Source organism: Sporomusa sp. KB1, assembly GCF_007830295.1.
Classification (GTDB): domain Bacteria; phylum Bacillota; class Negativicutes; order Sporomusales; family Sporomusaceae; genus Sporomusa.
In genome coordinates, this window is the sequence record NZ_VLKC01000002.1 from 2,443,461 (window position 1) to 2,466,195 (window position 22,735).

Annotated in this window: 22 protein-coding genes; 20 read left to right on the forward strand and 2 right to left on the reverse strand. The window is 42.4% G+C overall.

All coding sequences use genetic code 11. From position 1 onward, the window contains the following. Positions 1 to 191: 191 nt before the first annotated feature. The 7 genes from istA (at position 192) to SALPA_RS30440 (ending at position 6,453) form a co-directional block, all read left to right on the forward strand. On the forward strand, positions 192 to 1,538 hold the full coding sequence (istA, locus tag SALPA_RS15075) for an IS21 family transposase (protein ID WP_222427996.1): 1,347 nt from the start codon (positions 192 to 194) through the stop codon (positions 1,536 to 1,538). A 471-nt stretch (positions 1,539 to 2,009) separates the two neighbouring features. Further along, positions 2,010 to 2,753: an IS21-like element helper ATPase IstB gene (gene istB, locus SALPA_RS15085; RefSeq protein WP_145095607.1), complete on the forward strand. Its 744-nt coding sequence runs from the start codon at positions 2,010 to 2,012 to the stop codon at positions 2,751 to 2,753. A gap of 192 nt (positions 2,754 to 2,945) precedes the next feature. Further along, on the forward strand, positions 2,946 to 4,106 hold the full coding sequence (locus tag SALPA_RS15090) for a HAMP domain-containing sensor histidine kinase (protein WP_145095610.1): 1,161 nt from the start codon (positions 2,946 to 2,948) through the stop codon (positions 4,104 to 4,106). Next, positions 4,103 to 4,786, forward strand: coding sequence for a response regulator transcription factor (locus tag SALPA_RS15095; RefSeq protein WP_145095613.1), 684 nt, complete (start codon positions 4,103 to 4,105; stop codon positions 4,784 to 4,786). The genes SALPA_RS15090 and SALPA_RS15095 overlap by 4 nt, the downstream gene beginning before the upstream one ends. 87 nt (positions 4,787 to 4,873) lie before the next feature. Beyond that, complete coding sequence (locus SALPA_RS30430) at positions 4,874 to 5,125, forward strand: helix-turn-helix domain-containing protein (RefSeq protein ID WP_222427961.1); 252 nt, start codon at positions 4,874 to 4,876, stop codon at positions 5,123 to 5,125. Between the two features lie 105 nt (positions 5,126 to 5,230). Then, positions 5,231 to 5,554: a helix-turn-helix domain-containing protein gene (locus tag SALPA_RS30435; RefSeq protein WP_222427962.1), complete on the forward strand. Its 324-nt coding sequence runs from the start codon at positions 5,231 to 5,233 to the stop codon at positions 5,552 to 5,554. Next, complete coding sequence (locus SALPA_RS30440) at positions 5,551 to 6,453, forward strand: IS3 family transposase (RefSeq protein ID WP_255451414.1); 903 nt, start codon at positions 5,551 to 5,553, stop codon at positions 6,451 to 6,453. Before SALPA_RS30435 ends, SALPA_RS30440 begins: the two co-directional genes overlap by 4 nt. A gap of 205 nt (positions 6,454 to 6,658) precedes the next feature. Here SALPA_RS30440 and SALPA_RS15110 read toward each other — a convergent pair whose 3' ends face one another. Then, a complete protein-coding gene (locus SALPA_RS15110; RefSeq protein WP_145095616.1) occupies positions 6,659 to 7,549 on the reverse strand; it encodes a LysR family transcriptional regulator in 891 nt (296 codons plus the stop codon). Between the two features lie 174 nt (positions 7,550 to 7,723). On the opposite strand from SALPA_RS15110, the gene SALPA_RS15115 reads away from it, so the two are divergent. The 4 genes from SALPA_RS15115 to SALPA_RS15130 are packed head-to-tail and all read left to right on the forward strand — an operon-like array spanning position 7,724 to position 11,244. Then, positions 7,724 to 8,206, forward strand: coding sequence for a 3-isopropylmalate dehydratase small subunit (locus SALPA_RS15115; RefSeq protein WP_145095619.1), 483 nt, complete (start codon positions 7,724 to 7,726; stop codon positions 8,204 to 8,206). 13 nt (positions 8,207 to 8,219) lie between these two features. Further along, the gene (locus tag SALPA_RS15120) at positions 8,220 to 9,476 is read left to right on the forward strand and encodes a 3-isopropylmalate dehydratase large subunit (protein WP_145102003.1); all 1,257 of its coding nucleotides are present in this window, start codon (positions 8,220 to 8,222) and stop codon (positions 9,474 to 9,476) included. Further along, positions 9,473 to 9,967: a 3-isopropylmalate dehydratase gene (locus SALPA_RS15125; RefSeq protein ID WP_145095622.1), complete on the forward strand. Its 495-nt coding sequence runs from the start codon at positions 9,473 to 9,475 to the stop codon at positions 9,965 to 9,967. Before SALPA_RS15120 ends, SALPA_RS15125 begins: the two co-directional genes overlap by 4 nt. A gap of 23 nt (positions 9,968 to 9,990) precedes the next feature. Further along, positions 9,991 to 11,244 carry a 3-isopropylmalate dehydratase large subunit gene (locus SALPA_RS15130; protein ID WP_145095625.1) on the forward strand — a complete coding sequence of 418 codons (1,254 nt, stop codon included), beginning with the start codon at positions 9,991 to 9,993 and terminating at the stop codon, positions 11,242 to 11,244. Between the two features lie 178 nt (positions 11,245 to 11,422). Here the strand turns inward: SALPA_RS15130 and SALPA_RS15135 are convergent, their stop codons facing one another. Beyond that, the gene (locus SALPA_RS15135; RefSeq protein ID WP_145095627.1) at positions 11,423 to 11,854 is read right to left on the reverse strand and encodes a hypothetical protein; all 432 of its coding nucleotides are present in this window, start codon (positions 11,852 to 11,854) and stop codon (positions 11,423 to 11,425) included. Between the two features lie 397 nt (positions 11,855 to 12,251). On the opposite strand from SALPA_RS15135, the gene splB reads away from it, so the two are divergent. From splB to SALPA_RS15185, 9 genes are all read left to right on the forward strand, one after another. After that, positions 12,252 to 13,274, forward strand: a complete 1,023-nt coding sequence (gene splB, locus SALPA_RS15140) for a spore photoproduct lyase (RefSeq protein WP_145095630.1) — start codon at positions 12,252 to 12,254, stop codon at positions 13,272 to 13,274. Between the two features lie 123 nt (positions 13,275 to 13,397). Beyond that, positions 13,398 to 14,174 carry a transposase gene (locus SALPA_RS15145; protein WP_145095633.1) on the forward strand — a complete coding sequence of 259 codons (777 nt, stop codon included), beginning with the start codon at positions 13,398 to 13,400 and terminating at the stop codon, positions 14,172 to 14,174. A gap of 102 nt (positions 14,175 to 14,276) precedes the next feature. Then, positions 14,277 to 15,071, forward strand: coding sequence for an epoxyqueuosine reductase (locus SALPA_RS15150; protein WP_145095636.1), 795 nt, complete (start codon positions 14,277 to 14,279; stop codon positions 15,069 to 15,071). A 609-nt stretch (positions 15,072 to 15,680) separates the two neighbouring features. Continuing rightward, on the forward strand, positions 15,681 to 16,538 hold the full coding sequence (locus SALPA_RS15155) for a MurR/RpiR family transcriptional regulator (RefSeq protein ID WP_255451214.1): 858 nt from the start codon (positions 15,681 to 15,683) through the stop codon (positions 16,536 to 16,538). A 41-nt stretch (positions 16,539 to 16,579) separates the two neighbouring features. Further along, positions 16,580 to 17,851, forward strand: a complete 1,272-nt coding sequence (locus SALPA_RS15160; protein ID WP_145095642.1) for a four-carbon acid sugar kinase family protein — start codon at positions 16,580 to 16,582, stop codon at positions 17,849 to 17,851. Between the two features lie 16 nt (positions 17,852 to 17,867). Further along, on the forward strand, positions 17,868 to 18,887 hold the full coding sequence (gene pdxA / locus SALPA_RS15165) for a 4-hydroxythreonine-4-phosphate dehydrogenase PdxA (protein WP_145095645.1): 1,020 nt from the start codon (positions 17,868 to 17,870) through the stop codon (positions 18,885 to 18,887). A gap of 47 nt (positions 18,888 to 18,934) precedes the next feature. Continuing rightward, positions 18,935 to 20,215: a nickel-dependent lactate racemase gene (larA, locus tag SALPA_RS15170; RefSeq protein ID WP_145095648.1), complete on the forward strand. Its 1,281-nt coding sequence runs from the start codon at positions 18,935 to 18,937 to the stop codon at positions 20,213 to 20,215. A gap of 518 nt (positions 20,216 to 20,733) precedes the next feature. Next, positions 20,734 to 21,108: a helix-turn-helix transcriptional regulator gene (locus SALPA_RS15180; protein WP_255451215.1), complete on the forward strand. Its 375-nt coding sequence runs from the start codon at positions 20,734 to 20,736 to the stop codon at positions 21,106 to 21,108. A gap of 195 nt (positions 21,109 to 21,303) precedes the next feature. Beyond that, the gene (locus SALPA_RS15185) at positions 21,304 to 22,137 is read left to right on the forward strand and encodes a replication initiation protein (RefSeq protein WP_145095654.1); all 834 of its coding nucleotides are present in this window, start codon (positions 21,304 to 21,306) and stop codon (positions 22,135 to 22,137) included. Positions 22,138 to 22,735 lie beyond the last annotated feature (598 nt).

Below are 22,735 nucleotides of genomic sequence, written 5' to 3' on the forward strand. Positions count from 1 at the left end.
AACAAAAATAATGTTTTGCGCCTGTTGAATAAGTTAATGCCAATTGAGCCACTGAGTTAATGTTTGAGAGCCACCCTGTTAATCTAATAGAGCCACTATGTTAATCTGAGAGCCACCCATGTTTTTCTCCAGTAAAATGGAGACAGTGCTGCTGAAATGCAGAGCACAAATAAACATGGGGAGGACCCAGAATGACCAAGTATCGAGATATCCTAAGGCTAAGCAAAATGGGCTTAAGCCAGCGAAGCATTGCATCAAGTTGTCAGTGCTCCCGCAACACAGTTGCCGATGTACTAAGCCGTGCTGACCAGAAGGGCGTGCTATGGCCGCTTCCTGATGATGTTGGCGACCCAGATCTTCAGCTAATGCTATTCCCGGAAAGGCTTCAGACATCGCTGCGCAGGATTCCAGACTGTGAGCATATCCACAGAGAGATGGCAAAAAGCGGCGTTACACTGAGTTTACTATGGAGTGAATATTGTGAGGTTTGCCGTCTTAGTAACGAAATTCCACTAAAGTACACGCAATACTGTAATTACTACCGAAAATTCGCAGCAACAACTAAAGCGACGATGCACATCAGCCGAAAGCCTGGCGAACAGTTAGAAGTGGATTGGGCTGGGCAGACAACAGCCATCGTCGACAGGGATACGGGCGAACTCTTCCCTGTATATGTATTTGTCGCAGCGTTATCTAGTAGCCAGTACGCCTATGTAGAAGGTTTTCTCTCGCAGAATCAGGAAAGCTGGATCACTGCCCATGTCAACGCCTTCACCTTCTTCGAAGGAGTTACTAGAATCCTTGTGCCAGATAACCTAAAGACTGGCGTAGAAAAGCCTTCCTGGTATTCTCCGGTGATCAACAAAACCTATCACGAAATGGCTGAGCATTACGGTACCGCAGTTATTCCTGCGCGCGTTCGAAAGCCCAAAGATAAGCCAAGCGTAGAAGGCATTGTTGGAATCATATCCACCTGGATTATCGCCGCTTTGCGTAATCAGACCTACTTCAGCCTAGCTGAACTCAATAATGCGATTATGCAAAAGCTACGTGAATTCAATAGTAAGCCCTTCCAAAAGAAACCCGGCAGCAGGCTGAGTACATTTCTTAACGAAGAACGCCACGCACTACAGCCCCTGCCAGCTTCTGCGTACGAATTGGCAACCTGGAAAATTGCAACCGTACAGTTTAATTATCACATATCTGTCGACACCATGCACTACAGTGTTCCTTATGAATATATTAAACACAAAGTGGATGTCCGTATTACTAAGGGTGTAATTGAAGTCTTCTTCAATAATCATCGGATCTGTTCTCACCCCAGACTCTATGGCCGTCCTGGTCAATATGCCACCACTGAGGATCATATGCCAGACAAACACAAGCAGTTCGTCCAGTGGAATGCAGAACGGTTTGTCTCATGGGCGCAGAATGTCGGACCAAGCACGACCACGGTGATCAAAGCGATGTTGTCTTTCCATCGAATAGAGCAACAAGGGTGGATATTACGGTGTCAAGAAACCGCTATTCCGGAATAATGGAAACCGATGTACCGGTGCATAGAAACCACCTATGCTCTGCTTGTTTAGCACACTGCTTGATAGGGCTTAATCTGTCAAGGCCTTGCCGCACCTGCGGTGTTTTACAGCCTTGATAGATTAAGTTCTATCAGGTACTATTTATCTTGCAGAGCATTTTCCAAAATTTAGGGGTTTCCAATGACCGGACTGTCGGTGTAATATGCTCCGGAATATTCAACAAGGGTATAAGGCATGCATGGCACTCCTCAAGTTGGCTGACAAATATTCGTTGGTACGCTTGGAAGCAGCTTGCGCCCGCGCCTTAAGCTATACGCCGAACCCAAGCTACAAAAACATCAGTACCATTCTCGTATCCGGCCAAGATACCGTGGCCGTAGAAGCGAAGATTTCAGATGCCAAGCAAAATGGTGACTCGCAGAATACTCACAGCTTCACGCGAGGCGCGGGGTATTACGGGAGGAATTCATAATGCTTAACGAGACAACGATCAACAAACTCAACGATATGCGCCTGCGTTCGATGGCCGACTCGTTACGCGAGCAAATGAAGCAGCCCTCCTATTCCACACTATCCTTTGAGGAACGATTTGGTCTCATCGTCGATACAGAGTGGGCGCGTCGTAAGAATAGGCAGCTGGACAGGCTTGTTAAGAAAGCCGCCTTAAAATTTCCCCGCGCCTGTATTGAAGATATCGAATACCACGAAGACCGGCATCTTGATCAGGCGCAGATGCTCCGCCTGTCTACCTGTAACTATATACACGATAAGCATAATGTCATTATCATGGGCGCATCCGGTGCTGGTAAGACGTACCTAGGCTGTGCTCTTGGAATTTCCGCCTGTCGTAATTTCTTTACCGTTAAGTACATCCGCCTGCCGGAGTTGCTGACGGATTTGGCAATTGCAAGAGGGGATGGGACCTACAAAAAGGTCGTGGCCCAATACAAAAAAGTCAGCCTGTTGATCTTTGACGAATGGCTCCTAGTTCCTCTGACGATGACCGAGTCACGAGATCTGCTGGAAATTATTGAGGCTAGGCATCAAAATGCATCAACTATCTTCATCTCTCAATTCGCCCCCGCAGGCTGGCACACTAAACTCAGCGAGAGCACTATTGCAGATGCAATCCTTGACCGCATCGTCCATGACTCCTATGAAATACTCATCGACGGCGATGATTCGATGCGCAAGAGAAAAGGTATTCAAAAGTAGCTCCCGATACCGAAATTCTGAGAGCCATCGTTCATTTTGCTCTGGTGGCTCTCCCCTTTAACACGGTGGCTCTATTTTGTTAACATCGCGGCTCTAAAAGATTAACTTCCCGGCTCCGACGCGTTGAAATATTCACCTGTTTAATCTTTTGCAATATAATGTAGTTATATAAAGAAAACACAGGTGATTTATATGTTTAAATGCCGATATCCCCATACTTCAGACAAAAATTGCGAAGATATATTTCTCATGAAACTTCGCATGATACATTCCCATCATCACCATGAGTTTCAAAAATACCATCGTTATTTTCGCTACTTTCGTCCGGCCTTTGTTCTATTCAATATTCTGATTTTGTATCTATTATTTAGTTGGGTGGGGTTCAAAGGAATTGGACTCTTTTTTGCCGCCCTAATCTGTATTAAAGAAATATTCCAGTTTATTTTCCTGCTGCGTTTAGAAAAAAGAATCTTTGCCCCTATCGAAAAACTCAAACTGGGCTTAGATGAAATTGCCAAGGGAAACTATAATGTAAAAGTAGAATGTCAAACAGCTAATGATCTCGGTCTGTTGATTTTTTCTTTTAACGAAATGGCGCAAAAATTATATGACAGTGAGAAACTGCAAACTGAGTATGAAGAAAATCGTAAAACACTAATTGCTAATATTTCACATGACTTAAAAACGCCAATAACAGCGATTCAGGGTTATATTGAGGCTTTACTAGATAGGAGTATTAAAAATGAGGGTGATCAAGATAAGTACCTAAAAACCATCCATCATAATATCGTGTACATCAATAAACTTATTGATGATTTGGTCCTCTTTTCAAAACTCGATATGCAAAAATTGAACTTTTCCTTTGAAAATGTATCTGTTCGCCCGTTTATGAAAGATTTTATGGAAGAATATAAATTTGATTTGGAAGAAAAAAATATCGAATTTCAATATGGTGACCAACTAGAGCATTACGATTTTGTAAAGCTTGATGGCAAGAGATTTCATCAGGCCTTTAACAATATAATCAGCAATGCCGTCAAACATGGCCCGGAGAATAATCTATCCATAAAAGTAACAATGTATCGGCAAAATCAGTTTATTTGTCTGGATATAGAAGACAACGGCCACGGAATAGCTGCAGATAAGCTTCCCTTTATCTTTGATCGCTTCTATCGCATTGACATGGAACGCAAGAAAGACTATGAATGCACCGGTTTAGGTCTAGCCATAGCTTGGGAACTTATTGAGGCTCACCACGGGGAAATTACCGTTTCCAGCATAGAAGCCCAAAGCACTTGCTTTACAATTATGCTCCCGGTTTTGGGGGATAAAGAAGGTGACTTGACGCCATGAAAAAGGTATTAATTATTGAAGACGATATCGACATTGCTGAGCTTGAGCGTGACTATCTGCAATTACACAACTATAATGCAGAAATCATTCACGATGGACTTCAAGGTCTAAAAAAAGCCCTTTCGGGTATATATGACGTTATTGTCGTAGATTTGATGCTGCCACATAAAGACGGTTTTGAAATCATTCGGGAAATTCGCAAAAAATTAGAGATACCAGTCATTGTTGTTTCTGCTCGCAGCGATGATATTGATAAAATCAGAGGTTTGGACTTCGGGGCAGATGATTATTTGACTAAGCCATTTAGCCCAGCTGAATTGATAGCACGAATTAAATCTCATATCAAGCGTTATGAGCGTCTCAAAGGGCATGCTATTTCTGAGGTCATTCAACACAAGGGCCTCGAAATTAACACCGCTTCCCATAAAGTCACGGTTAATGGCCAAAACATTCAATTGACCACCAAAGAATATGAACTGTTATTATTCTTGGCGACTAATCCGAATATAGTTTTTACAAAAACACATATTTTCGATATTATTTGGGGCGACGAGTATTACGGCGAGACTGCTACAGTCGCTGTCCATATCCAAAAAATCCGCAAAAAAATTGAAAAAGACCCAGCTTCCCCAGAGTTCATTGAAACACTTTGGGGAACGGGCTATCGCTTTAATTCCTAGCACACTAGGAGACTCGCGGGTGTTTGATATGCTACCCCCAGACAGGACAGTGAAATAAAAAACACTGTTCAGTCTGGGGGTAATATTATGCCGAAAAAAGGAAAGATAGCGGCAGAAGAAAAAATACGTATCGTAGAATCATATCTATCAGGAAAAGTCGGATGTTGTGAAGCGGGACGATTGGCAGGAGTAAATCATAAGACGATTGCAGATTGGGTCAGCCGATATAAGTCGGAAGGGTCGGGAGGATTTCTGCCCCAAAAGCATGAGCGGGCATACAGCAAGGAAACGAAGCTATCGGCGGTTTTTGATTATTTGACTGGAAAAGGTTCCTTGTAGGAAATATGCCAGGAATACAAAATACGGAGTACCAAACAACTCCGGGACTGGTTAAAGGTGTATAATCGTCATGAGGACTTCACGATACAGACAGGAGGAAGCCGCATGACGAAGGGCCGGAACACCACCGCACAAGAGCGGATACAGATTGTAAAAGAGTGTATTTCCAATGGATATAATTATGGCGCAGCAGCGCTCAAATACCAAGTTTCATACCAGCAGGTCTACACGTGGACAAATAAATATCGCAAGATGGGAGAAGCGGGGCTGGAAGACCGGCGGGGACACCGCGCCGGAACGCTGCCGAGCCGTACGCCGGAGGAAGAACTAAGAGACCGGATAGCGCAGCTTGAACGGGAAAAATACGATCTTGAAATGGAGAACGCCTTGTTAAAAAAAGTGAAGGAATTGGAAAGGAGGCGACGCTGAGCTTCGTAAGGTGTCAGTCAACCTATGAAGCAGTGAGAATACTATCTGAGGAGCGGTCATTTCCTGTATGGAAGCTCTGCGACTTTTTACACATCACGCGTTCAGCATATTATCGATGGCTGATGCATCCGAAGAGCAACCGTGAGTTGGAGAACGAGCGAATTGCAGGTGTAATTGGGAATATACATAAAGCGCATCCGGATATGGGATACCGTAGAATACGGGACGAGTTAGACAGGAAACACGACATCCATGTAAATGATAAACGTATTCTTCGGATCAATCGTGCTCTTCATATCCAATCAACGATTAAGTATAGAAGGCACGGATGCACCAGGAGCGCGACATCTCCGGAATACATCGCCAAAAACTATCTAAAACGGCAGTTTCACGCAGATGTGCCAAACTCGAAATGGCTGACGGATGTGACGGAGTTCAAGTATTACATTGGGCCGGAAGTCCACAAGATATATTTGAGCGCTATATTGGATCTGTATGATCGGCGCATCGTCTCCTATGCCCTAGGCGATCACAATGATAACAGGATCGTTTTCGACACATTTGACGCTGCAGTGACCTCCAATCCCGATGCCCATCCGATGTTTCACAGCGACCGTGGTTTCCAATACACAAGCCGTTCTTTTCACATGAAGATTCAGGCCGCAAGAATGAAGCAAAGCATGTCTAGAGTGGCGCACTGTATCGATAACGGTCCGATGGAAGGCTTTTGGAGCATTCTAAAACGTGAAATGTATTATGGGTACAAATTCACCAGCCGGGAACAGCTTGCGCAAACTATTTCCGACTACATCTATTATTACAATTACCAGCGTTTACAGCGTCGTTTGTCTGTCATGACACCGATGGAGTTCCATCAACAGTACACAAAGGCTGCATAAAAAAACGCTGCCCACCATTCGGTCAACAGCGATCAAGTTCTTCTATTTTTTCATTGTCCTCTTGACGGGGTGCACAGCAGTTCCTGCGAGTCTTTGTTTTAGATTCGCCGTTATACCTGTTACGGCGAACCGTATTTTGCTAGTAATGACGCTTACGAATCGGCTCAAAGAAAGTTATATCCCAATCTCACCCAAACATAAGTATTCATTCAGTCAATATCTTAAAATAGGAAAGAAAAGTTTGCGCAGCGATTGATAGGGGCCTATTCTTATCATAAATAATGCCAACAGAACGCGGGGGGATTGGTGGCGATACAGGAATTTCAATAAGGGTTCCTGTAGTAAGCTCTTTTTCTACAAAACTTTTTATGACAACCGATATACCTAAGCCGATTTTCGCAAACTCGATCAGAAAGTCCATAGTATTGATTTCGATTTCGGGTTTTATCAAGATATTATTTTCAACAAAAAAGTGATCGATGTACTGGCGTGTAATGTTATCGGCCTCCAGTAGCATAAATATGCCTTTGGCGAAGATATCGTTAGGCTGGGTAATGTGTAGTGTTTTGAGATATTCTTCTTTGGCAACAAAAATATCTTGAATATCGGCTAGTTTCATAAAGGTATAAGAACTGGGGTCAGAAAGACGACTGATAATGCCAAAATCAATAATTCCCTGGTCAATCTGTGTTAAGGTGTCAAAGGTAGTTTTGTTGATGATTTTTATTTGTATTTCAGGATATTGATTCATAAAGGGCTTGAGATGGGGGAGAAGAAAGTGTTTGCATAGTGTCGTGCTTGCACCAATTGTAATGATACCTTTTTTTTTAGCCTTTAGGGCTGTTAGTGCCTTTTCACCATCGGCAATGATGGCCAGTGCTTTATCTAGGTATTGATAGAAGATCTTTCCTTCTGTTGTCAGGTCCACTCCCTTTGAACTGCGGGAGAATAATTTAACTTCAACAGTACTTTCCAGTTTTTTAATAGATTTACTAACTGCTGGTTGGCTGATGTACAAGGCCTCGGCAGCATGAGAAATATTTTTGTAATAGGCAACCGTATGAAAGATTTTATAAAGTTCTAAATCTCCATGCATAATATAACTCCTCGTTATGGTGGATATAATTAATGGGCATTTTATTATAACATAGTAAAACATATAATATAAATAAAGTAGCTATAGATCCCTTAGAAAAGAGATAAATGAGATACCCTTTATTAATGATAAAGACGTTGTCAGTAGTATTATTATGAAAGAGAGATGATCGGAATGATGAAAGGGAAAGCGTGGAAATTTGGGAATGATGTGGACACTGATCAGATACTTCCATCCCAGTATTTATTGCTCCCAAATGTGGAGGAGATGAAACAGTATACTTTTGAGCCACTGGATAAGGAGTTTGCATCTAAGATCGACGTGGGTGATATTATTGTAGCAGGAGAAAATTTTGGATCGGGTTCTTCACGGGAACAGGCTCCTTTAGTACTGAAGGCTCTAGGTGTCAGTGCGGTTGTTGCTAAATCCTTTGCGCGAATTTTCTTTCGGAATGCCATTAATATTGGCTTGCCAGTTTTGATCTGTAAAGAGATTTATGACAGCGTGGACAATCAGGACACATTAGAGATTGATCTGCAGCAAGGTAGTATTCGCAATCTAAAAACCAATGATAAATTTACATCGACTAAATTGCCAGCACACGTGATGAAGATTTTAGAAGCAGGCGGTTTAATCGAATTTTTAAATAAAAAGTAGAGGGGGCATCGTGATGGGAATGACAATAGGCGAAAAGATTTTAGCGAGGGCCTGTGGTAAGGACGTGGTGAAGCCGGGGGAAATTATTACCGCGAAGGTTGATCTATGTATGAGTAATGATGGGACAACCCATTTAAATATTGATATATTTGAAAAAAAGCTAAAGGGTGAAAAAGTATTTGACCCTGAAAAAGTGATTTTTATTGTGGATCATAATGTACCTGCAGAAAGCCCAAAGACAGCAGAAGTGCACAAGAAAATGCGAAACTTTGCCCAGAAACATCATGTTTCTTTTTATGAAGGGGCTGGCGTGTGCCACCAAATTATGATTGAAGATTATGTAGTGCCGGGGCAACTGATTATTGCTGCTGACTCCCATACTTGTTCTTATGGTGGACTGGGTGCTTTTGGTACTGGTGTAGGCTGTACTGATCTTACATCGATCATGCATTCAGGAGAAACATGGTTGATGGTCCCAGAAACATTGAATTTTGTGCTGGAAGGTAACTTTAGGCAAGGTGTGTATGCCCGGGATTTGATTTTAAAAATCATTGGCGACATCGGAGCAGACGGCGCAACTTACAAGATTATGGAATTTAGTGGACCAGCAGTTAAAAATTTGACCATCGACGATCGCGTTGTTCTGTGCAATATGGCAGTTGAAGCAGGGGCAAAAAGTGGCCTTGTTGCGGCGGATGAAAGGGTGATCGAGTATGTTAAATCCAGAGGACGTCATGAAATGCATCTTTTTGCAAGTGATGAAGATGCGGTGTATGAGCAAAGTTATGCATATAACCTTGCTGATATAGAACCTATGGTGGCAATACCTCATAATGTTGACAATGTTGTTCCTGTCACTGAAATTGGTGAAGTGAAGATTGATCAGGCCTTTATTGGTTCTTGTAATAACGGCAGAATCGAGGAATTGCGCGTGGCAGCTCAAATTTTGCAGGGCAAGAAAATTGCTCCCTATGTAAAACTGTTGATTTCACCTGCCTCCAAAGAAGTATATTTGCAAGCGCTAGAAGAGGGCTTAGTGGATATTTTTATGGAAAGTGGCGCCATGGTTTTGAATGCTAATTGCAGTGTTTGCTGGGGGGGCTGCCAAGGGGTGATTGGCGAAGGTGAAACCCTTATCTCTACAGGCACCCGAAATTTCAAAGGCAGAGCGGGTCATCCTGATTCCAGTGTCTATCTTGCTTCGGCGGCGACGGTAGCGGCCTCTGCTCTTGTTGGTAAAATAACTGACCCGAGGGGGATGATCGGATGAAAGAAAACTTTGCAGGAAAAATATGGAAATTAGGCGATGACATTGATACAGATATTATTATACCTACCCAGTTTCTAGCCTTGAAGAGTGTGGAGGATATGAAAAAATATGCCTTCCACCCTTTACGACCAGAATTGGCAAGCTTAATACAACCTGGGGATATTATTGTGGCAGGGAAAAATTTTGGGTGCGGGTCGTCTCGGGAACAGGCACCAGAAATCATAGCAGCTCTTAAGGTGGGCTGTATCATTGCTAAATCTTATGCACGGATCTTTTATCGAAATGCATTTAATAATGGTTTATTGCTTCTTGAAAATGATGTTCTGTATGATTGTTGTAACGAGGGCGACCAGGTGGCTGTAAATTTGGAAAATAGTCAGGTTTTCCTAGGAGAAGAAGCTTTTCCCGTAGTGTCCATTCCAGGGGATCTGTTACAGATGGTCCAAGCGGGTGGGTTAGTCCCTTTTATGAGGAAAAAGAATGGTAAATAAATTAGAGAAAAGGAGGTAACAGGATGGGCTATACGTTAACTGAAAAAATAATAATGAAAAACACGGGGAGAAGTTCCATTAAGGCCGGCGACCTGGTTATAGTAAATGTTGATCGGGTTATGGTTCATGATATATTTGCTCCTTTTGTTGTGGAAAAATTTAAAGAAATGGGTTTTGAAAAAGTTTGGGATCCCAATAAAATTGTATTTGTCTATGATCATCTTGTGCCTACCAGTTTTATTGAAGACTTTCGTCATCATCAAATTGGAGATGCTTTTGCGGCAGAGCAAGGTATCAAGGCTGTTCACCGTGCTGATGGGGTGTGCCATCAATTAATGCCTGAGCTGGGGTATGTAATTCCTGGTCAAGTGACCTTCGGAACTGATTCACATACCACGACGTATGGCGCAGTAGGCGCCTTTGCGACAGGTATCGGTTATACGGAAATGGCGGCAATTTTTGGGACGGGTGAATTATGGATTAAGGTTCCGCCAACCATTAAGTTTAACATTAATGGGGAGTTGCCCGAAGGTGTATTTGCCAAAGATATTATACTTACGATTATTGGCGATATTGGGGCTGACGGCGCCACTTATAAAGCTATGGAATTTGGCGGTTCAACGGTTAAGGCATTAAGTGTGGCAGGAAGAATGACTCTTTGTAATATGGCAATAGAAGCGGGAGCTAAGGTGGGCGTGATTGAACCAGACGAGAAGACGTTTGCTTTTAGTGGAATTGATGGTAGTGATTATCAGTATTTGAAAAGTGATATAGATGCCTGTTATGAGCAAGTCTTTGAATATGATGCATCGCAGTTTAAATCAGTTATTGCCTGTCCGTCGAATGTGGATAACATAAAAGCGGTAGAAACAGTTGTCGGTACAAAAATCGACCAAGGATTTATTGGGTCATGTACCAATGGGCGGCTTGAAGATTTGGAAATTGCCGCGAGGATACTCAATAGGCGTAAGATTGCTCCGTATACCAAGCTGATCGTGACCCCTGCCAGTCGGAGCATTTATGCTGAAGCTGTTAAAAAGGGATTTATTAGCATCTTTGTGCAAGCTGGTGCCATTGTCAATCCACCTGGGTGTGGTCTATGCTGTGGTCGGAGTGGTGGAATCGTATCCGATGGCGAGACGGTTATTGCTACGAATAACCGAAATTTTTTAGGAAGGATGGGAGGACCAAAATCGGAGATTTTCCTCGCTTCTCCAGCAACTGTTGCTGCTGCTGTTCTGGAGGGTCAAATAGTTGATCCAAGAAAATATTTGTAACGATAATAAGTTTTCAAAAACCCAGGAAGAATACATCTTCCTGGGTTTTATTCTACGCAAAGAGGAGGTTGAAGACTCGCGGGGACGGTTTGTGCGAGTCTTTGTTTTAGATTCGCCGTTATACCAACCGTATTGCTGGTAACGTGAGGAAAAATAAGAGGTCACGGAGATTTGTAGTTTATTGCTGTACAAGTTCGATGGTTAATGGTCGGACGCTGGTATCTACTCCGAGTGTATATGTGAGATTCTGCCCGTTATTCTTGGTTTTTTCTATAGTTTGATAGATACAAGCGCCAGAGCCAGCTAAAAAGGGGATTTTTAGCTGGTAATCCGAGCCTTCTACACCAGTGTAGGTAAAGGCCAATTCATTTTGTCCAGGGGTAAGTGTCTTGAATATTTGCGGGATACCTTTATCAAGCAATACTACGCCGATACCACTAACTTCTGCTTTATTACCATTTGGGAACGTAATTTTGCTATTCCAGAAATCTGAATTAACGATAATCTTTACAGTTAGCGTTTTATCCGCCGCATAAGCATTTGGTGTGTATATCCCCAAAACAAACAGCATTAATCCGGCTAATACCAGTACCATTTTTGATTTTCTCATTCTATTACCTTCCTTTGAATTTTTTACTATTTGTTATGTTTCGCATATTAGAGATGGTCTCCTGCAAAAAAAAGGCCATTTTTTGACTTTTTTATCCTGAAATAACTTTTGCCTGGAAGAAGCGGAGTGATGTTCATTATACTTCTTCTTAAACTTTGACAGTATAAAGCAAAACAGAGGAATATTCATTTGCGTATATACATTACAGCACAAAAATAAAACATAGCCACTAAGTGCTGTGTTTTTATGATATATGTATGCATTTCAATGTCGATTAACGCTTGCGACAATGGTCTAACACTAGGGGGACTCATGGGGATAGAAAATCATGCCTTTGAGCTGTTAGAAAATGTTATGATGATGCATACTAGGTTCAAATATTATAGGAGGGAAGTATATGCGCTTTGTACCTAAACGAGCTTATTTTGAGCCTCAGGCGTTAGAATTTCGGCTTGGCAAAAAGATCTATAATAAGTTGTTGGATTTGTCAGTGCCCATTGAGTTTACAGGGTCTCATAACCGTGTTACCGGCATTCCGGGGAAAACCCAACAACAGGCTTTTATTGAAGCCAAACGTACTCTTGTTGTAGGCGTGCGCCGAGGTACTCAATTTTCAGCATGCAAGCCGTCGGCCCATTACCAGCTGCCATTAAATACTAGTTGTCCCGGGATGTGTGAATACTGTTATTTGGCCACATCGCTGGGCAAAAAGCCATACTTGCGTGTATATGTCAACAATGAACAAATATTAGAACGGGCCGATGAATATATAGCTGAACGCGCGCCGGATGTCACCATTTTTGAAGGAGCGGCTACTTCTGATCCTATTCCTACAGAATACCTGACTGGAGTGTTGCAGCAAGCAATTGAATTTTTTGCCGAGCGAACATTGGGACGTTTCCGGTTTGTCACGAAGTATACGGATGTTGACTCTCTTTTGACTGTTAGGCATAATGGCCGGACTCGGTTTCGTTTTAGCCTTAATGCCCCTACTGTGATACGAAAATATGAGCATTTGACACCGACGGCGGCGGAACGGGTGGCAGCAGCGGTCAAAGTGGCTGCTGCCGGTTACCCACTGGGATTCATCATTGCTCCCATTTTTCAATTCGAGGGGTGGGAGGAAGAATATAACTGGCTGTTCCAATCCCTAAATGGCCAGTTGCCCCAGACAGCGCGTAGGGATATTACCTTTGAATTTATTAGTCATCGTTTTACTAAGCGGGCAAAAAGTCAGATACTAGATTTGTTTCCGCAAACAACTCTCCCCATGGACGAGGAAGCGCGACGATTTAAATATGGTCAATTCGGTTATGGTAAATATCTTTATCAAGAGAATACAATAGCGACATTAAAGGAATATATGTTTGCACAGGCAAAGGAGTACTTTCCAGAGGCTAAAGTGGATTACTTTGTGTAATTCATCGTGATAACATTTTCATTTAAGATTAGTTGAGAAGAACCACGGGAGCTTAGGGACGGTTCTATTGCTTCCCTTCTTCTTTTATGCTAAACTGAAGGAAAAAGATGGCGGAGGGGGAAAATGCCAAGGATTGCAAGAAAGAAAAGTAATAGCGGTATCTATCATGTTATAGTAAGGGGAATTAACCGGCAGGATATATTTCACGAAGAGGAAGACTATACAAAGTATTTAGAAGGACTGAAGCGAGCGCAAGACATAAGTAAATTTGAGATATATGGATATTGCCTAATGAGTAATCATGTGCATTTGTTGCTGCATGAAAAAATAGAGAGTCTGGAGTCAATAATGAAGCGCGTAGGAGTTAGCTATGCTAGCTGGTATAACAAAAAGCAGGAGAGGGTCGGGCATGTATTTCAAGATAGGTATAAGAGTGAACCTATAGATAATGACGCATATTTACTAAGCGTGTTGAGATATATACATAATAATCCAGTAAAGGCACAACTGGTATTACAGGCAGAAGACTATGTGTGGAGCAGTTGTAGAAAGTATAATGACCCGAATAAATATCTTGGAAATATGATTAATACGGGATTTATTCTAAAGATATTTGACGAATGTGGAGAGATAGCCCGACAAAGATGGCAAGCGTTTATGAAACAGGATAGTAATGATAAATTTCTTGATATAGAGGAGAAGCAGCCAAAGATAAATGATGAACGTTTGTATAAAGAAATACAAAAAATCTTAAAAGGACAATCACTTGGAGAGCTGCAATCAATGGAAAAAGCCAGTCGGGATAAGATAATACGGAAAATTAAGAGTATCGAAGGGGTAACGCAACGTCAAATAGCAAGAGTAACAGGTATCAATCAGAGCCTTGTGTTTAAGGCATAGGAGCAAAGGAACCGTCCCAGCGCTTCCCTGTGATGTCCCTTGTTCTTCAAAAAATCCCGTACAAAGTTTTTTGCATATCAGAAAGGGTGAAGATAATAAGAAATGCGTAAAAAAATAACGGATATGATTCAAAACTATGTTCAGGAATATCAAAGAAAGCCAGGCATTACCTCCCAATGGGGTGAGCCATTAGTTGGATTTGCCGATGCCAATCATCCGGATATTTTTAAATTAAAGGATATTATTTCCCAGCAACATGTTATGCCGTATGAGGTCATAGAAAAACCAACAATTATTATTGCCTATTTTATCCCCTTTACTAAGGAGCTTGCCGACACTAACAAAGTACCCGGGGACGTATCATCTCCCGAGTGGGCGCGTACCTATGAAGAAACTAATAAAATGTTTGGTGAATTGAATAAGTATTTAATTGAAGAATTACAGAAAATGGGTTATGAAGCTGGTATTTCTAAAGAGGCAACAACTTTTAATTGGAAAAAATTAATAAGCAATTGGTCGCAGCGCCACATTGCAAGAATTGCAGGGCTTGGTACCTTTGGTATTAATAATATGCTGATTACTAAAAAAGGCTGTTGTGGTCGATACAGCACAGTGGTTACAAATTTAGATGTAGAAGCGGATAAACCACTTGATGATAACTATTGCTTATATAAAAGTAAAGGGAACTGCGGAATTTGTGTAACACATTGTCCGTCTGGAGCGTTAACTGTTACGGGATATGACAGGAAGAAATGTTTTCAAGTCTGCTTAAAAAATGCGGCGATCTATAAAGAGTTTGGGACTTCTTATGCAGATGAAACTGGAAAAAATGCAAATAGTGCTGGCAGTGAAGTCTGTGGTAAGTGTGTTGTCAATGTACCTTGTTCATTTAAGTAAATGCGTTATAGTCTAGTTGTAGTTTCAATCCCGACTGGCTTTTTCCATTGATTGCAGCTCTCTAAGTCATTGTCCTTTTAAGATTTTTTGTATTTCTTAAGATAATACGGAAAATTAAAAGTATCGAAGGGGTAACGCAACGTCAAATAGCAAGAGTAACAGGTATCAATCAGAGCCTTGTGCTTAAGGTATAGGAGCAAGGGAACCGTCCCAATGCTTCCAACTCTGTCAGCTATTTTGTTTGGAATGACCCCGTGCTGACAACGCTCATTAATGTTAATCAAATTTTAGACGTTAACAAACGAGGAGTGATTTGACTCCTCGTTTGTTCATATAAATTCCATTTTAGGCTACGGTTGTAAGGGCTTATTTAAGATAGGCTACTATTAAGGGGTATCCGAGAGATTTTTAGGGTCTACCAGCTGAACGGATTCGAAACTGTGAAAAAGTTTATATAGTAAGGCCTGACCTCGCCCCCTACGCGATTGCCTTTTTAAACGAATCTTTCTTTAACGGTGCAGGAAAATTGGTGCCGAATGTCTAATATATATTGAAGAAAATATTCATGTATTTTATTGTGTTTGGAGATTTTCTCCGAGTTGGGAGGTAATGCCCTTGCCGTTGTTTTCCCGTATTCGTCTGCACAGCAATCGATTTACACAAGCTCACGAACGTATAGTTAATTATATAAAAGACCATGTCCAGGAAGTTATCCATCTTCCTATCAATGAATTAGCGGAACGTTGCCAGGTAGGCGATGCTACTGTTATTCGCTTTTACAGGCTGCTCGGCTATGAAAATTATCATACGTTTCAAATAGCAATGGCAAAAGAATTAATTGAAGATGACGTACAGCCGATTTATGAAGAAGTGGAAAACCACGATCTTTTTCCTGATGTTACTCGTAAGGTGATTGCCTCTACCGTCCAGGGAATCACTGATCTGGCAGGACAGATTAGTCCAGCGGCGATACAGGATATTACCGTTCATCTTCGAGCGGCCTCAGTTATACACGTAATCGGCCATGGTGCTTCAGGTATCGTCGCGCAGGATGTTATGCACAAACTAATGCGGCTAGGCCTGAGGATCAATGCTTATACAGACTCTCATCTTATGACAATAGCCGCCTCAATCGCCCAGCCTGAAGAAGTATTTTTTGCTATTTCTCATTCCGGTGAGACTACAGATATCCTCCGCACCCTTGAACTAGCCAAGAATCAAGGGTGTTACACATGCGCAATGACCAGTTACTCGGAATCAAACATTACCCGCCTAGTTCCTGCTTATCTTTTAACTTGTACACGGGATACTAAAATGCGCTCAGATACCATGATTTCACGCATAGTTCAACTTGTCGTAGTCGATATACTCTATGTCATGCTGGCTCTGCAAATCGGCGAAGCTGCTTCAGAGCGGGTCACGCAGTCCCGCCTGGCATTAAAGCAGTATCGCGATGTTAATCGATAGTTAATTTATTAATTAAAATACTATAGGGGAGGGCATAGTATTTGAATACACTAGAAACACTTATTGTTATTGCAGACGATTTAACAGGTGCAAATGATACTGGTGTACAATTTGCCCGTCAGGGATTACAAACTAACGTCCTGCTGGAAGGTGCGGTTTTAGCTGATTCCAGCGATGCAGCTATCGTCGTAATGGATACTAACAGCCGCGCCTGTACCACCGGTGATGCTTATCAAAAAGTACAAACAGTCGCCAGACAAGCACACAAAGCAGGTTTTCGCTATTTTTACAAAAAACTCGACTCCACTTTACGCGGTAATGTTGGCACCGAATTACAAGCCATCCTGGATCTCGGGATACACGACTTTGCGTTTGTCATGCCAGCATTACCCAAAGCCGGGAGGACCACAATCGGCGGACATCATCTGCTGCACGGAATTCCGGTTTCCGCAACTGAAATCGCTAAAGATCCGAAGTGTCCTGTTGTCGAGACGGTACTGCCGCAACTGTTAAGGCAGCAAACATCACTCTTAGTAGGCCATATCGGTTTTACCGAACTGACGCAGGGTGAAGCTGCTATTGCCAGGACCATCCGCGAACTTATAGCATCCGGCTGTAAAATCATAAGCTGTGATGGTTGGTTAGATGAACATTTTATGCTTGCCGCACGTGCTGTAGGCACTGTCTCACCAAACGTATTGTGGTCCGGCTCTGCCGGTTTAGCAGAATTCCTGCCGGAACTGTTCGGGTGGAATAACAAGATAAAGCCCACTCATCCGGTTGTCGTCATTGCGGGCAGCGTAAGTGCTGTCACGAGAGCTCAAGTAACGCAGTTACTAAATGCAGGGTTTGAATGGCTGGAAGTTGAGGTCGCAGACTATCTTCCCTGGCATCCCCACGAAAAAACGCCCTGCCTTGCCAGAGCCATAAACCATCTCGCGCAAGGCAAAAATCTGGTAATTACGTCAGGCTATCAGCCGGATGCCATAGACAGGGCCATGACTGTCGGGGCGAATCTAGGCATGTCAAGTATTGAAGTTAGTAATACAATTGCTGAAATACTTGGCTGGATAGGCTCGGTAGTACTTGCCCGGCAAGAAGTTGCCGGTGTTATTCTCACAGGTGGTGATACCGCGGCTTCGGTTTGCCGGGAACTTGGCGTCACAGGTATACGTGTACTGGAAGAAGTCGCGCCAGCAATACCCCTTGGAAAAATGAAAACTGCAGCAGGCAAAATATTACGGGTTGTCACCAAGGCAGGAGCCTTTGGCGAACCAGACGCTTTGCTTAAGGCAGCACATAAATTGCAATAATATGAGGTGAGCCATAATGAATCAAGAACAACAAGAAAAGCCTGTTCTAGCCATAACTATGGGTGATGCCGCTGGCTGCGGTCCGGAAATTATCGTGAAAGCCTTATCGGACAAGGGTATGTATGAGATTTGCCGTCCGCTGGTCTTCGGCGATGCAAAACGCCTAGAGCTTGCAGCCAATATCCTTAAAAGCCCTGTAACTATTGTTGGGCTTACGAAAATCAATGAAGGTATTTTCCAGCATGGGAAAATTAACGTGCTCGATTTCGGTAATATCTCCTCTGACCTTCCGTTTGGCAAGGTTAGCCCTGAGGCCGGTCATGCCGCTTATCAGTATATTGAATCGGCGGTACAGGCTGCTATGGCCCATGAAGTTCAAGCAGTCGTTACAGCACCAATCAATAAAGAGGCTCTTCATCTTGGTGGTCATAATTTTCCTGGACATACCGAGATCCTTGGTGAACTTAGTAATTCAAACGATTATGCCATGCTTTTAGCCAGCGAGACACTACGGGTAATCCACGTTACTACCCATGTATCCATGGTGCAGGCAGCCAGCATGATAAAAAAAGATCGGGTCCTCCGTATAATTCGGCTGGCGGACAGAACGCTGCGCTTATTAGGGATAGCTGAGCCCCGGATTGCCGTCGCCGGCTTCAACGCTCATGCGGGGGAAAATGGCTTGTTCGGCCGCGAAGATATGGATGAGATTGCGCCTGCAGTCGAAGAAGCCCGAATGGCAGGTATGGCCGTAAGTGGGCCTATTCCCCCAGATACCGTCTTTTTCCGGGCTGCCTGCCGCAAGGAATTTGATATTGTAGTTGTAATGTATCATGATCAGGGTCATATACCCATTAAATTACTGGGCTTTGACAGCGGCATCAACGTAACTGTCGGTCTGCCGTTTCTCCGCTCTTCAGTGGACCACGGAACAGCTTTCGATATAGCTGGTCAAGGTATTGCTGATGACCGCAGCATGAAAGCCGCTATTGAATTTGCAGCCCGCGTTGCAGTCGGCGCTGGTACAGCCAAGTAAATTACTTTTAAAAATTGCACTTAAAAAATAGAAAGGAAGTATAACTAATGTCTGCTATCAAGGTAAAACTCCCCTACGGTCAAGAGGAAGTTGAAATTGTCGTACCAGAGCAAAACCTGGTTGGTGTGTATTCACCCAACGATGTGGCACCGGTTGCCAACTTGCCACAAGAAATTGTCCGTTGTCTTGAAAACCCTATTGGCACAAAGCCTCTTTGCGAGTTAGTAAAAGGGGTAAAAAACGTTGTCATCGTTGCTGATGATAATACTCGTTTAACACCTACCGACCAAATAATCCCTGTACTTTTAAATGAAATGAATTCAGCTGGCATCAAAGATGACCAAATAACAATCATCATCGCTCTCGGAACTCACCGTTTTATGACAGAGGAAGAGATTGCACTTAAATTCGGCCAGGAAGTTGTAAAACGTGTTAAAATCAAAAATCATGATTTCAAAAACCCTGATGCGCTGGTAGATCTTGGAGTTACTGCTAACGGTACCAAGATACTGGTAAATAAAGAAGCTTATGAAGCCGATTTCAAGATTGGTGTTGGCAGCATTGTTCCGCATCATATTCCAGGATTTGCAGGCGGTGCAAAAATAGTGCAGCCTGGTATATCAGGTGAAAAAACTACTGCTGAAACACATTTACTTAGCGTAAGAGCCCCTCGCTCTTATCTGGGTATTGAAGACAACCCGGTTCGCCAAGAGCTAAATATGATTGCCGACAAAATCGGCATGCACACTATATTCAATACCGTACTTAACCGGCGTGGAGAAGTAGTTGGCGCCTTCTTCGGCCATGTAAAAGAAGCCTTCACAGCTGGAGTCAAATTATCACGGGAAGTATATGCAGTCGAAATACCAGAAGCTGCCGACATCGTTATATCCAGTTCTCATCCTTGCGATATTGAGTTCTGGCAAGCACATAAAACTCTTTATCCATCTGATTTGGCTGTCAAAGAAGGCGGCACCATCATTATTGCCACACCTTGTTATGAGGGTATCGCTGTTACTCATAGCGAGATGTCTGATATAACCTGTCACTCCTCTCAATGCTTGCGCCAGATGGTAGATAAAGGCGAAATTCACGATGAAGTTGCTGCCGCCCTGGCAATCGCCTGGGCTCAGGTTAAAGAACGCGAGGATGTATATTTCGTCTCTAATGGTGTGACCGATGAAGACGTCCGCAAGCTTGGCTTTGTCCCTTTTCCCAGCGTTCAACAAGCCTTTGACGCTGCATTGGCCAAGCATGGAGATGCTGCCAGAGTAACAGTACTAACCCATGCTCCAGATATGTTACCCATCGTTCCAGGTAACCGCTGATTAGTCACCAGTCAAAAAATTTGCTGAGGATATTGTGAATAATTCTGCCGCAATGATGTGCTAGGTTTTATCACTTCATTCCCGTTGCATTTCTTACTCGATAATGCTTCTGAACTTCTGTTAGTTCAGGCCCGGCAATCGTTTTATCAGCAGTTGCCTTAGCTTCGTTAAACAGATTAATCTGTTTAACGAGATGTAGGAGAGAATAAGGAGAATAAGGCAGAAAGAGGAGCTGAATTTTTCAGTTCCTCTTTCTGCTAAGACACTAATATTATTTTGTCTTCTCTGCTTTCATAAACTCATTAGCGTTTCCAATGCTTCCAGACTAGGTAGGTCAAGGAAGTTGCTCGGCTCATCCATGAGCAGGATATTGAGATATATACATAATAATTATCCAGTAAAGGCACAACTGGTATATAGGTGATTGACATTAATGAGTAAAATTAAATATAATCATATATAAGATGGTTTTGTTGATCAAATAACTACAGATAAGGAACCAATCTATTATATATAATGTGGTGAGATTAATGGAAGTTATCGAGATACTAAAAGCTTTAGCTGATGAAACTAGAATAAGAATTTTGAACTTGCTATATAGGGATACTTTATGTGTCTGCGACTTGGAAGAAATCTTAAAACTTAACCAGTCCAACGCCTCACGCCATATTACCAAGTTAAAACAGGCCAAACTTATTGTCGGCAAGAAGCAGGCTCAGTGGATATACTATCGGGTTAATGAAAAAACACTTGATCGATATTCTTTTGTTAAGGAGCTGTTAAACCAAGAATTGGATAATGTCCCGCAATGTCAAAAGGATCTCGTTAGGTTAAAAAAATACAGAGGTTTAGGTGGTTGCTGTGAGTTGAGCGTTACAATTGCGGATGGTTAATTAATTATTTTTTGCGGCGAGTTAAGCCCCCTGCCTCTGCAGGCGGCGTTTGTTCAGGTGGGTAGACTCCCCCCTGATTCAGCTATGCTGAAACAAGTTCACTGGTGATTGGGCAGTTACCTCCACATTGCGATGTGAATGCGACTTGCAATCGTTGTATGCCCTGCTATATAATAATGCTGTGAGGTGGCAAATTTGGATATTGTTATGAAAAAAGTTTCCGAAGCTTTTGATAGTGAACAATTTGTATCTGTGGCACTGCATCCTGAAGGACTTACAGCTAATCCTAATAAATCGATCAACGTGGGCAATGTAATCGGACGTCGTGACCCACTTACTGAGCTTCAGCAAAAGATGTTAACTGCGGCTATCTCTCAACTTCAGGTACCTAAAACAGGTGAGTCCACCCAATCGGAATGCGGGATGCCGATTAGTGATTTTTTAGAAGTTTGTGATCTCGATTCTAATCGGTTGTATGCTTCGTTGGTTAATGAACTTGAAAAGGTATCCACAAAAGGAGTTTGGCTGTACGAAAAAAATAGTCAAAGGTTAATCCGGACACAGTGGTTTCAAAGTATCGAATATACTGAGAAGAGGATAACTTTTCAATTCACCGATAGAATTTTGCATTTGATTGCAACAATGGACCCTAACGATTTTGAGTGTCAGTTGATAAAAGGAATTCAATATAGAGGCAAGCATACATTAGCTGTTTTTGATATCATTTGGTCTTCAAAAGCTAATGGGATTACTGAATACACAATTCCCGAACTTATGAAACTACTATCTTTGGAGCATACAAGGTATTCCTACGGGCAATTAAAACTTCGGGTTTTAGAACCTTCGCTCCAAGAAATTTATGACTGGGACAATGCCATCTTTGTTCGTTTTGGGCCAACATTCTCAGGACGCAGGGCGGAAGGTATTTGGTTTGAAGTAAAAACTGGGGAAGAAGCCAGGAAGATGCGTGAAAAGGAACCTGAGTTTAAATTCGCACTTCCGGAACAGAAACCAATCAAGATAAGATAAATATGATCAATGCAACCACCTGAGGTTATAGTACACCAGGTGGTTTTTGTTACTAGTGGGGTTTATTTATTTTATTTTCATGAACATACCCTGCTCGGGATAAGGATGTGTTTCACCTGGGAGGGGAAGAAGTCAGCAGGGACAGCGCTTAATTGATGCTAATAAGACCATAAGAGAAATGGGTATTGCAGCTTGATATTTTCGCAATTGGTAGAGTAATTTTGGATTAGTGAGTAGAACCTAGCTAAAGGGGCCAAGTCTAAGACCACATAAGGTGAAATTGAAGGTAGTGGTAGCGTAACTAAGTAATCTATGATACACTCCAAACATGAGGTGCCGGCCTATGGCCGGATAGACAAGAACGATGGCAGGAATATTTATTTGATTGTAGTATTTTACATAAAGTAATATATTACATTTTGCTTTCTGCATATATTGACAAAAGTGTTCATGCGATATATGGTTTGTAGAAACAAGAATGTGTGCACCCATTGAATTGTCAAACCGCTTATATTATTAATTATTCTGGAGAGGCGGGGTCAAAACGCAACACGATAAACAAAAGCAGACAATAGGAAATTACTCTATTTCTTCTGCT